Here is a 12,274-nt window from a genome sequence, read left to right on the forward strand (position 1 = left end):
TTTGCTTAAAATTTTTAACATTTATGAAGAAGATTACTCTCCTGTTTTTAGTATTTGCTTTAGCGTCCTGCGGCGTAAAACAAACTACCAATATGTTAACCAGCGGTGATTATGACGGAGCTATTGACAATGCCGTAAACAGTCTCCGCTCCAACAAAGACAAAAAAGGAAAACAGGACTATATCTACTTACTCGAAGAGGCCTTTGCCAAAGCAAAAGAACGGGACTTGCGCGACATCCAATTCCTGGCGAAAGACGCCAATCCAAGAAATCTGGAACGCATCTATACGACCTATGTTCAGTTAAACAACCGCCAGGAAAAAATACGGCCGCTTTTGCCTTTGCGCCTGATGAAAGAAAACAGAAATGCCATCTTTCCGTTTGACGACTATACTGACCAGATTGTAAACAGCAAAAATGCGCTTTCAAAATATCTTTATGACAATGCCAAAGCCTTATTGTTGACTAAAGACAAGATGACAAGCCGCCGTGCCTATGACGACCTTTTTTATCTTGACCAAATCAATCCGGGTTTTAAAGATGTCCGTAAGCTTATGGATGAAGCCCAATTGAAAGGAACTGATTTCGTAAATGTCTATATGAGAAACGAAACCAACATGGTTATCCCGATACGTCTTCAAAATGACCTGTTGGATTTCAGTACTAACGGATTGAATGACAAATGGACGGTATATCACAGCAGCAAGCAAAAAGGTGTGAATTATGATTTTGAGATTGTAGTAAACTTCCGCCAAATCAATATCTCTCCGGAACAGGTAAAAGAAAAACAATTCATTAAAGAAAAACAGATTAAGGACGGTGTAAAAAACCTGACAGATTCACGTGGTAATGTAGTCAAAGACAGTTTGGGTAATGTGATTAAGGTTGACAAATTTAAAACGATTAAGGTTGACATCTATGAATTTACACAATTCAAAGCCGCACAGGTAACTGCCAAAGTAGATTACATCGACTACAAATCCGGCCAATTATTGCAGACTTTCCCACTAACCAGTGAATTTATTTTTGAAAACATCTACTCCACTTACCGTGGTGACAGAAGGGCTGCAGACGAATCGTATTATACTTACTTCAACCAAAAAGCAGTTCCTTTCCCGTCTAATGAACAGATGATTTATGATACGGGAGAAGATTTAAAGGTAAAACTGAAGAATATTATTTCCAGAAACAGCATCAGAAGATAATTCTTAAAAAACAACCGTAAACACTAGGTTTCACATCACATAATGAATTAAATTACAATAAATTAACATAATTAGTATTTATTTATAAGATTTTATAGGTTAAATTTATCACAACCTAAATTTATCAATTATGAATAAAACTACTATGTTATGCTCATTCCTTATGAGCTTATCGGTGTATGCGCAAAAAATCGAGGATTTTGAGCGCATTGAGGTAGACGGTTTTTACACCAATCCTCTCTTTTCTCCTACCGGAGAATATGTACTCTTAACCGGAGAACACCTTAAAGGTGTCTATCTTCTGGAATTGAAAACCAATACAGTAAAGCCAATTTCTGACAAACAAGGCAGCGGTTATGCTTATGTCTGGGACAAATCGGGCGATTCTTTTTACTTTAAAGAAAAATCCGATAAGGAATATTTCTCAAATGCTAAGGTTATTAACTATAATATCCGGGATAATTATTCTAAAAAGGTAGAAAATATTGACCCAAACTATCTACCGTCTTACAGAGGTGCTTCAAAAAAGGGAGACAATCAGGTTGTGGTATATACCAATCTGGCGAACTTAAAAATTGAAGCCAAAGATTTAGCTACTTCAAAACAATGGGTTGTAACCAATGATGAAGGCCAATTTTACAATGCCATGCTTTCTAACGATGGCAAAAAAGTAGCCGTACATAATGGAGCCGATATCTATATTTATGATATTGATGGAAAAACCAAAGGCAGAAAAATCGGAACAGGAATCGCCACCGCCTGGTCTGATGATGACTCCTATCTTATCGGGTTTTTAGACGAAAGCGAAAACGGGCATACCGTTAGCAATTCAGAACTCTATCTTTTTGATGTCGAAAAAGGCAAAACCAAAAAGATTACGAATACTGAAGTGATTTTTGAAATGTTTCCGACCATCCACAAGGACAAAGTCATTTTCTCTGATGACAAAACCGGAAGACTCTTTATCGCAACTCTAAAAATGAATTAAGATGAAAAAGACAGCCTTTATATTTGGTTTATTGCTATGCTCTTTAGGAATAAACGCACAGATAGTTGTACTTGACCCTGGACATGGCTATGGAACCAGCACAAGTGACAATCCGGACGGAAGGACGGCCACAGAAATAGAAACAGCTCTTGCTGTTGCCCAAAAAACAAAAGCCCTGATTGATAACAGTTGTACATGGACTGTGCATCTTACCAGAACAACCAACGTAAACGGATGGATTTCTGTCAACCAGAGAGCTACAATGTCCAATAACTGGAATGCCGACCGTCTTTTAAGTATTCACTGTAATGCAGGTGGAGGAACCGGAACAGAGACTTTTTACTGTACTGCTGATGACACCAATACAGCTCCTGATATTGCTTTTGCACAAAAAATTCAAGCTGATATGGTCACTCATGGTTCCTGGACCAACAGACGTTGTGTAGAAGACAACAGCTTTTTAGCCTACCATTTAGGAGTTCTGAGATATTCTTCAGCAACAGCCTGTTTGAATGAAATTGGTTTTGTTGATACTACGTCAGATGCGGCAAAATTAAACAGCAATACCTGGAGAGACAGCTTTGCCCTGGCCTATTTTAATGCGTTCAAATCCAATTTAAATCTTACGTGTAGTGCGGTAGCCGCTCCTGGAACTTTTTCGCTGACACTTACACCGGAATGTAGTGGGACCTCTACACAAAACCGTTTGAACTGGACAGCTTCAAGCAATGCTACCGGATATGACATTTACAGAAACGGCGCATTATATGCCAGCAATATTACAGGAACACAATACATCAACACACTTGTAACCGGTGGTACAACTTACACCTACTATGTTATTGCTAAAAACAGCTCCGGAACAAGAACAAATTCTAACGGAACGCTTTCTGCTTCAACTTTGGTTTGTAATGCTACACCGGGAAGTTTCACTATATCAGCAACAGCAACCTGCAGCGGAACGCAAAGCGCTATCAACGTTACCTGGACAACTTCCAGCAATGCTACTTCTTATGATATTTACAGAAACGGAAACCTGTATGCTCCAGACGTAACAGGAAATTCATTCCTGAATACGTATCTGATTACTGCCGGAACCAGCTATTCTTACTATATCAAGGCTAAAAATGCCAATGGTTCTGTCAACAACTCTAACGGAACAATTAGCAGAACTGCTATTAGCTGTGGCTCAGGTAGGGCCGCTACAAGCCCGATTGGAAAATCAGAATTGGATGTGAAAATCTATCCAAATCCAAACAACGGGCAGTTTACAATTACTGTTGACAAAGCTTCTGCCGGCGATGTTCAGTATGCAATATATGATATTACAGGTAAGGTAATCGAATCGAAAAGCATCGAAAGTGACGGCCGTTTGGAAACCGCAGTTGATATTTCAAGACTTCCATCCGGAACTTACATTATCAACGTAACAACAGAAAATCAGGAATTTACCAAAAAGATTATCAAAAACTAAAAAACCTTTCCAATCCAAAAACAAAAATCCGGAGTCCAAAAGACTTCGGATTTTTTTGTGACATTTATACAACATTTTGTTAAAAACCGTCAACACCTGAAATTATTATATTTTTTGTGTACATTTGCACCGATGAATAATTACAAGTTACATACAACTTCTATCCTACGGACACTTCCTGCACTAACTTCGCGGGTTGTGCGGTCATAATCTGTACCGCCAAAGTTTAACGAGTCCTAAAACCTTTATTCATTTTTTATTTTTCAATTTTGAAATTTCCAATCATTTTACAGGGATATTACTATCCTGACTTGACTACAACATCTTTATTTTTTTCAGCTTCGGCCAGTTTCCGGCCTTAGGTCTGCTATATTTCTATGAAATAGGTCCGTCCTGTTTCCTCCTTCCGCAAAATTAATATCACCTTATTTTTTTAACCCAATCTTACATTTAAAAATGAATGTAACCATCTGTATTGCTCAGAAAGAGCACTATAAGTTCGCGCAGGAAATTTGCGATACCATGGAAGCGTCGGCACTTTTAAGAGGCACTGGAATTGCCAAAAGGTCGCCCGAGTACATCCAGAAAAAAATGGAAAACAACGATGCCATAATCGCTTTGGAAAATGGAAAATTTGCAGGTTTCTGTTACATTGAAAGCTGGGAACATGGCCAGTTTGTAGCCAATTCCGGACTCATCGTACATCCTGATTTTCGTCACCTCGGACTTGCAAAAAAAATCAAGAAGAAAGTCTTTGAATACTCCCAGGAAAAATATCCGGGAGCAAAAATTTTCGGGATTACGACAGGCCTGGCAGTAATGAAAATCAATTCCGACTTAGGATACAAACCCGTTCCTTTTTCTGAACTGACAACCGACCCTACCTTTTGGGCCGGATGCAAAGGCTGCACCAATTATGACATTCTGGAACGAAAAGAATTCAAAATGTGCCTCTGTACAGGAATGCTTTATGACCCGGAAAACAAAAAAACGGAAGAGGTGAAATTCAATAAAAAAGTGCTGACAAGATTGAAACAAATCAAGCAGACATTTCTAAAAAAATAATCATATGAAAAAAGTAGTTTTAGCTTATAGCGGCGGTTTGGATACCTCATTCTGCCTGAAATATCTGAAAAATGAAAAGCAACTGGAGGTCCATACCATATTGATAAACACAGGAGGTTTTGATAATGAAGAATTAGATGCCATCGAAAAAAGAGCTTATGAATTGGGAAGTGCACAGCATATCAATCTGGACATCATTGACCATTATTATGAAAAAGCCATCAGGTTTTTAGTTTTTGGAAATGTACTGAAAAACAATACCTATCCCCTGTCTGTAAGTGCGGAAAGAGTTTTCCAGGCTATAGAAACCGTAAAATACGCCAAAAAAATAGGCGCTTCGGCTATTGCCCATGGCAGTACCGGTGCCGGAAACGATCAGATTCGTTTTGACCTGATTTTCCAGACAATTGCACCCCAACTGGAAATCATCACGCCAATCAGGGATTTGAAATTATCACGTCAGGAAGAAGTAGACTACCTTCAAAAAAACGGAGTAGAGTATTCCTGGGAAAAGGCACAATATTCAATCAATAAAGGCATTTGGGGAACCAGTGTTGGCGGTAAAGAAACATTAACCTCTAATCTGTCATTGCCAGAAAGTGCCTATCCGTCTCAGCTTCAGAAAACAGAACCGGAAAAAATCACGCTTCATTTCAAAAAGGGAGAAATCATTGGTCTTAACGATGTATTTGACAAACCAACGGCTATTATTACCCAATTGGAAAAATTAGCCAGTGCCTACGCTATCGGGAGAGACACTCATGTTGGCGATACGATTATTGGAATCAAAGGAAGAGTCGGTTTTGAAGCAGCAGCTCCACTGATCATCCTAAAAGCGCATCATCTGCTGGAGAAACATACGCTTGGAAAATGGCAGCAATACTGGAAAGAACAGTTGGGCAATTGGTACGGTATGCTTTTTCATGAAGGGCAGTTTTTAGATCCTGTAATGAGAAACATCGAAACCTTTTTAGAAGACACCCAAAAAAATGTAACGGGAATCGTGACCGTAACCCTAAAGCCATATTATTTTTCATTGGACGGAATCGAATCCGAACACGACCTGATGAACAGCAAATTTGGCCAATATGGGGAAATAAACAATGCCTGGACGGCAGATGATGCCAAAGGTTTTATCAAGATTCTTGGCAATGCACAGTCTATTTATTCACAAGTAAATTCCATCGATTATGATTAAAGCAGGAATTATTGGAGGTGCCGGTTATACCTCGGGCGAATTGCTTCGAATTCTGGTAAACCATCCCAAAGTAGAAATTGATTTTGTTTTCAGCACCTCACAGGCCGGAAAGCCTTTAACGGCAGCACATCCCGATTTGATAGGCGAAACCGGTTTGGTATTTACAGACAAAATAAATCCTGATGTAAATGTCGTATTTCTATGCCTCGGACATGGCAAATCAAAAGCCTTTTTGGAAAATAACAAATTTGCTTTACATACCAGAATCATCGACCTGAGCAATGATTTCCGTCTTGAGAATGATGCGGATTTCAATTCTGACTCTTTTGTTTATGGCCTTTCGGAACTAAATAAAAATAAAATAGCTGCTGCAAAATACATTGCCAATCCGGGATGCTTTGCAACCGCCATACAATTGGCACTTTTGCCTTTGGCTTCAGAGAATTTACTGGAAAATGATGTTCATGTCAATGCCGTAACGGGAAGTACCGGAGCCGGAGTACAGCTTTCAGAAACCACGCACCACAGTTGGAGAAATTCAAATATTTCCCATTACAAAGCTTTTGAACACCAGCATCTGGCAGAGATAAAACAAAGCTTGAACAGTTTGCAGGAAGATTTTGAAAATGAAATACTATTCATCCCAAATCGCGGCGAATTTACCCGAGGCATTTTTGCAACACTCTATACCAAGACAAGCAAAAGCAAAGAAGAACTGATTGATTTGTACCAGACATATTACAAAGAACATCCTTTTGTATGGGTTACGGCAGAAGACATCAGCCTGAAAATGGCGGTTCAGACCAACAAATGCATTCTTAGTCTGGAGAAAAAAGGAGATTATCTTTTGGTCACTTCCATTATCGACAACCTGCTAAAAGGAGCATCAGGCCAGGCTGTACAGAACATGAACCTGATGTTTGGCCTGGAAGAAACGACCGGATTAAAATTAAAACCCAGCGGTTTTTAAACTTTAAAAAGAAAAAAGAAAATGAGCTTATTTAATGTATATCCAATATATAACATCACACCTGTCAAAGCCTTGGGAGCCAAAGTTTGGGACGATAAAAACCAGGAGTATCTTGACTTCTATGGCGGTCATGGTGTAATTTCAGTAGGACATTCCCATCCCAACTATGTGAAAGCCATCCAGTCACAGATTGAAAAAATCGGGTTTTATTCCAATTCCATCCAAAACCCTTTGCAGGAGGCCTTTGCAAAGAAATTAGGCGAAATGTCAGCTTATCCTGATTACAGTGTGTTTTTATGCAATTCGGGTGCAGAAGCCAATGAAAATGCCTTGAAACTGGCTTCATTTCATAACAAAAAATCAAAAGTGATTGCTTTTCACAAAAGCTTTCACGGACGAACTTCTGCCGCAGTTGCCGTAACCGATAATCCATCTATTGTAGCACCAATTAATGCCAATCATCCGGTTCTTTTTCTACCGCTCAACGATATTGAACTGGTCAAAAAAGCAGTTTCAGAAAATGAAATTTCGGCAATCATCATCGAAGGAATCCAGGGTGTTGGCGGATTGGACGAAGGAACTCCCGATTTTTTTCAGGAATTGGAAAAACTCTGCAATGCCAATGACATTATCCTGATTGTCGACGAAATCCAAAGCGGCTACGGGCGTTCCGGACAATTCTTTGCACACCAGCATCACGGCATCAAGCCGGATATTATTACTATGGCAAAAGGAATGGGCAACGGATTTCCTATTGGCGGATTGCTCATCAGTCCAAAATTCACAGCCTCGTTTGGCTTGCTCGGAACCACTTTTGGCGGCAACCATCTTGCCTGTGCTTCAGCCCTGGCAGTTTTAGAAATAATCGAAGAGCAAGCAGTTTTGGAAAATGTAAAAAAACAATCCGATTATTTTATCCAGGCCGTTTCACAAATACCTCAGGTAAAAAAGATTAAGGGAAAAGGCCTGATGCTAGGTCTGGAGTTTGATTTTGATGTGGCAGAACTGCGCAAAAAATTGGTCTATGAGCAATTTATCTTTACGGGGAATGCCTCCCAAAAGAACCTGCTAAGAATACTTCCGCCACTACTTATCACTAAAACGGAAATCGACAAATTTGTTGCCGGACTAAAAAATGCATTACAATCCTTAAATTAAAAAAAATGAAAAAGTTCACTACTGTAGACGATATAAATGATTTGGACGAACTGATTTTAACCGCCAAAAAAATCAAGTCTGACCCTTTTGGAAATTCCGGTTTGGGTAAACACAAAACGCTGGGACTACTGTTTTTCAACCCAAGTCTCAGAACAAGATTGAGTACCCAAAAAGCCGCGTTGAATCTTGGGATGGACTGTATTGTAATGAATCTCAATACAGAAGGCTGGTCGCTCGAATTTGAGGACGGCACAATTATGGACGGCGATAAGGCGGAACACATCAAAGAAGCCGCACAGGTTATTTCTCAATACTGTGACATTGTTGGCGTTAGAAGCTTCCCTACCCTAACCGATAAGGAAAAGGACGAAGCAGAACAGGTCATCAATGCTTTTACAAAATATGCTTCTGTTCCGGTAATCAGCCTGGAAGGCGCAACCGAACATCCGCTTCAGGCCGTTGCGGATGCACTGACTATACAGGAATACAAGACCAAAAGAAAACCAAAAGTAGTTCTGACATGGGCGCCGCATCCTAAGGCTTTGCCTCATGCCGTACCCAATTCTTTTGTCAAGATTATGAAACTTTCCGGTTATGAGCTTGTAATCGCGCATCCGGAAGGATATGAACTGAATCCTGAAATAACAAAAGGAGCAACAATCACAAACAATCAGGATGAGGCTTTCAAAAATGCCGATTTTATCTATGCTAAAAATTGGAGTGCCTACAATGATTACGGAAAAATCCTTTCTAAAGACATGAATTGGACCGTCACACAGGAAAAAATGGAACTTACAGCTAATGCAAAGTTCTTGCATTGCCTTCCGGTTAGAAGAAATATGATTGTTTCTGATGAGGTTTTAGACGGCGATAATTCTATCGTTATCGCGCAAGCCAACAACAGGACTTATGCAGCACAGGCAATATTGACAAAAATTCTGGAAAATGAAAACTAAACCAGGTCTTAGAATCATAAAAATAGGCGGCAACATCATCGACAATGAGCAACTCTTATCAGAATTCCTTACCGACTTTTCGGAACTGAAAGGACATAAAATTCTGGTGCATGGCGGTGGTAAAAAAGCCAGCGAAATAGCCGAAAAACTGGGATTAAAACCTTGCTTTTCAAACGGCAGAAGAATTACGGATGAAGCCATGCTCGATGTTGCCATTATGACCTATTCCGGTTTATTAAATAAACAGATTGTAGCTCAATTGCAACAATTTGGCACAAACAGCATCGGATTTTCGGGTGCAGACGGCAACCTCATCCAATCAGAGAAAAGGAAAAACACGGAAATCGATTTTGGGTTTGTAGGTGATGTAATCCAGGTAAACAATAAGCTGATTTCGGCCTTGTTAGTGCAAAACTGCATCCCTGTATTTTCTGCCATCACGCATGATGGAAAAGGTCAATTGCTAAATACGAACGCCGACACGATTGCCGCAGAAATTGCAATTTCATTATCAAAAGAATATGAGGTAGAACTCATTTATTGTTTTGAGAAAAAAGGTGTTTTATTGGATTCGGAAGATGAGGATTCGGTCATTGAAGTTCTTGATTTTGAGAAATATCAAATACTGAAAAACGACCAAACCCTCCATTCGGGAATGTTGCCCAAACTCGAAAACTGCTTCAAATCATTGAAAAATGGCGTTCACACAATTGTAATTGGAAATCAAAAAACGCTGAAAAACAAGGCTACAGCTACCCAAATAAAATTATAAAGAGAAAAATCATGACGCATAAAAGCATCGAAATAGTAACCAACGAAGCCATCAGTTTATTAAAACAGCTTATTGAAACACCGTCTTTTTCATCAGAAGAAGCCCAAACAGCACTTTTACTGGAAAACTGGTTTCAAAACAATTCCATTCCGTTTCAGAGAGAAAACAACAATGTCTGGGCTGTAAATTTGCATTATGATGCAACAAAACCAACACTACTGCTGAATTCTCACCATGATACGGTGAAACCAAACGAAGGCTATACTTTAAACCCGTTTGAAGCTATCGAAAAAGACGGAAAATTATTTGGACTTGGAAGCAATGATGCCGGAGGTTGTCTGGTTTCTTTGTTGGCTACGTTCACCTATTTTTATGCTTATGAAAACCTTCCTTACAATATTTTATTTGCGGGTACTGCCGAAGAAGAAAGTAGCGGCCCAAACGGACTGAATGGTTTATTGAAACATCTGCCTGAAATAGAATGTGCCATAGTAGGCGAACCAACACAGATGCAGTTGGCCATTGCTGAAAAAGGACTTCTTGTACTGGATATCATCATTCCCGGAACAGCAAGTCATGCGGCCCATCAAAACGCAGACAATCCAATTTACAATGCACTTGCCGCTATTGAATGGTTCAGGACGTATGAATTTGAAAAGATATCTGAAATATTAGGCCCTGTAAAAATGACCGTTACGCAGATAAATGCCGGAAAACAGCACAATGTAGTACCGTCTGAATGCAGTCTGGTTGTAGATATTCGCGTAAACGATTGCTATACGAATGAAGAAATCCTCAAAGTTGTACAACAACATATCAAAGGAAACGTAAATCCAAGGTCAATGCATTTGAATGCGTCTTCAATCGACAAAAACCACCCTTTGGTACAAGCGGGAATTTCTTTGGGAAGACAAACATACGGTTCGCCTACACTATCAGACCAATCGGTTTTGAATTGCCAATCGATGAAACTGGGACCTGGCGACTCGCTGCGTTCACATACCGCCAATGAATTTATTTTTCTGGAAGAAATAAGGGAAGGTATTCACTTATATACCAAAATTTTATCCGATTTTTTTAATCTAAACAACACAATAACCTAAATAACACACACTATGAAACTTTGGGAAAAAGGAATACCTACCGACCAGAAAATAGACCTCTTTACGGTTGGAAATGACAGGGAACTGGATTTGGTTCTGGCAAAATACGATGTATTAGGCTCTATCGCACATGCCAAAATGTTGGGCAAAATAAACATCCTTACTGAAAAGGAAACAACCGATTTGGTATTGGCTTTAGAAGATATTCTGGCACAAATAAAACAAGGCAACTTTACAATTGAAGCGGCTTTTGAAGATGTGCATTCTAAAATAGAATATCTGTTGACTGAAAAATTAGGCGAAGCCGGAAAAAAAATCCATACGGCCCGTTCCAGAAACGACCAGGTTCTGGTAGACATACATCTTTATCTGAAAGAAGAAATCACATCTGTCAAAAAACTCGTTAAGGAACTTTTCGACCTGCTGATTTTATTGAGCAAAAAACACGAAGATATTATTCTTCCGGGCTACACGCATTTGCAGATTGCTATGCCTTCTTCTTTTGGAATGTGGTTTTCTGCCTATGCAGAATTACTCATTGACGATATGGTTATGCTCAATGCGTCACAAAAAATTGTAGACCAAAATCCGCTGGGTTCTGCTGCCGGATATGGAAGTTCTTTTCCTATTGACAGAACATTTACCACTCAGGAATTAGGGTTTTCGATATTGAAATACAATTCGGTAGCCGCACAAATGAGCCGTGGAAAAGCTGAGAAAACAGTTTCATTCGCATTTTCAGGACTGGCAGCCACTTTATCCAAGCTGGCTATGGATGTATGTCTGTATATGAGTCAGAATTTCAACTTTATAAGCCTTCCAAATCACCTGACTACAGGTTCCAGCATTATGCCCCACAAGAAAAATCCGGATGTTTTTGAATTGATCAGGGCAAAGTGCAATAAGATTCAGGCCCTGCCTTATGAAATCACTTTGCTGACCAACAATCTGCCAAGTGGCTATCACAGAGATTTCCAATTACTAAAAGAAGGACTTTTTCCTGCTATTCAGAATTTAAAGTCATGTCTGGAGATTGCCTGCTTTTCTTTAAAAGACATTCAGGTGAATACAACCATCCTTGAAGATAAAAAATACGATTACCTGTTTACCGTCGATAATTTGAATGAACTGGTTCAGCAGGGGGTGCCTTTCAGAGATGCTTATAAAATAATTGCCACACAAATTGAAAACGGCGAATATGAGCCTTCATCAAAAACAACGCATACACATGAAGGCAGTATTAATAATTTGTGTTTAGAGAAGATTGTTTTGAAGATGGAGAGTTTTTTGAGGAACTAAGGCACTAAGGTACTAAGGTTCTAAGGCTTTAAGACGTTAAGAATAGAGTTTATGCTATGAGAATATCTGGTTTTCTGTTGTAAAAT

General features: G+C 39.4%; 11 protein-coding genes. All 11 read left to right on the forward strand.

Going from position 1 to position 12,274, the window contains the following annotated elements:
- Window positions 1-23 precede the first annotated feature (23 nt).
- A complete protein-coding gene (locus BGO88_RS14335; protein ID WP_286707323.1) occupies window positions 24-1,205 on the forward strand; it encodes a hypothetical protein in 1,182 nt (393 codons plus the stop codon).
- A 130-nt stretch (window positions 1,206-1,335) separates the two neighbouring features.
- On the forward strand, window positions 1,336-2,193 hold the full coding sequence (locus BGO88_RS14340; protein ID WP_056065947.1) for a TolB family protein: 858 nt from the start codon (window positions 1,336-1,338) through the stop codon (window positions 2,191-2,193).
- Between the two features lies 1 nt (window position 2,194).
- Window positions 2,195-3,667 (forward strand): N-acetylmuramoyl-L-alanine amidase, encoded by a 1,473-nt coding sequence (locus BGO88_RS14345; protein WP_286707324.1) that lies wholly within the window; start codon window positions 2,195-2,197, stop codon window positions 3,665-3,667.
- 456 nt (window positions 3,668-4,123) lie between these two features.
- Window positions 4,124-4,732, forward strand: coding sequence for a GNAT family N-acetyltransferase (locus BGO88_RS14350; protein ID WP_056065941.1), 609 nt, complete (start codon window positions 4,124-4,126; stop codon window positions 4,730-4,732).
- A 4-nt stretch (window positions 4,733-4,736) separates the two neighbouring features.
- The gene (locus BGO88_RS14355; protein WP_286707325.1) at window positions 4,737-5,930 is read left to right on the forward strand and encodes an argininosuccinate synthase; all 1,194 of its coding nucleotides are present in this window, start codon (window positions 4,737-4,739) and stop codon (window positions 5,928-5,930) included.
- Window positions 5,923-6,900, forward strand: a complete 978-nt coding sequence (gene argC / locus BGO88_RS14360) for an N-acetyl-gamma-glutamyl-phosphate reductase (protein ID WP_286707326.1) — start codon at window positions 5,923-5,925, stop codon at window positions 6,898-6,900. Before BGO88_RS14355 ends, argC begins: the two co-directional genes overlap by 8 nt.
- A 21-nt stretch (window positions 6,901-6,921) precedes the next feature.
- A complete protein-coding gene (locus BGO88_RS14365; RefSeq protein ID WP_286707327.1) occupies window positions 6,922-8,058 on the forward strand; it encodes an aspartate aminotransferase family protein in 1,137 nt (378 codons plus the stop codon).
- A 5-nt stretch (window positions 8,059-8,063) separates the two neighbouring features.
- Window positions 8,064-9,014 (forward strand): N-acetylornithine carbamoyltransferase, encoded by a 951-nt coding sequence (locus BGO88_RS14370; RefSeq protein ID WP_286707328.1) that lies wholly within the window; start codon window positions 8,064-8,066, stop codon window positions 9,012-9,014.
- Window positions 9,004-9,786: an acetylglutamate kinase gene (argB, locus tag BGO88_RS14375; protein WP_286707329.1), complete on the forward strand. Its 783-nt coding sequence runs from the start codon at window positions 9,004-9,006 to the stop codon at window positions 9,784-9,786. Before BGO88_RS14370 ends, argB begins: the two co-directional genes overlap by 11 nt.
- An 11-nt stretch (window positions 9,787-9,797) precedes the next feature.
- Window positions 9,798-10,889 carry a M20 family metallo-hydrolase gene (locus BGO88_RS14380; protein WP_286707330.1) on the forward strand — a complete coding sequence of 364 codons (1,092 nt, stop codon included), beginning with the start codon at window positions 9,798-9,800 and terminating at the stop codon, window positions 10,887-10,889.
- A 12-nt stretch (window positions 10,890-10,901) separates the two neighbouring features.
- Complete coding sequence (gene argH / locus BGO88_RS14385; RefSeq protein ID WP_286707331.1) at window positions 10,902-12,188, forward strand: argininosuccinate lyase; 1,287 nt, start codon at window positions 10,902-10,904, stop codon at window positions 12,186-12,188.
- Window positions 12,189-12,274: the final 86 nt, after the last annotated feature.

The organism is Flavobacterium sp. 38-13 (genome assembly GCF_001899155.1).
GTDB classification, from domain to species: domain Bacteria; phylum Bacteroidota; class Bacteroidia; order Flavobacteriales; family Flavobacteriaceae; genus Flavobacterium; species Flavobacterium lindanitolerans.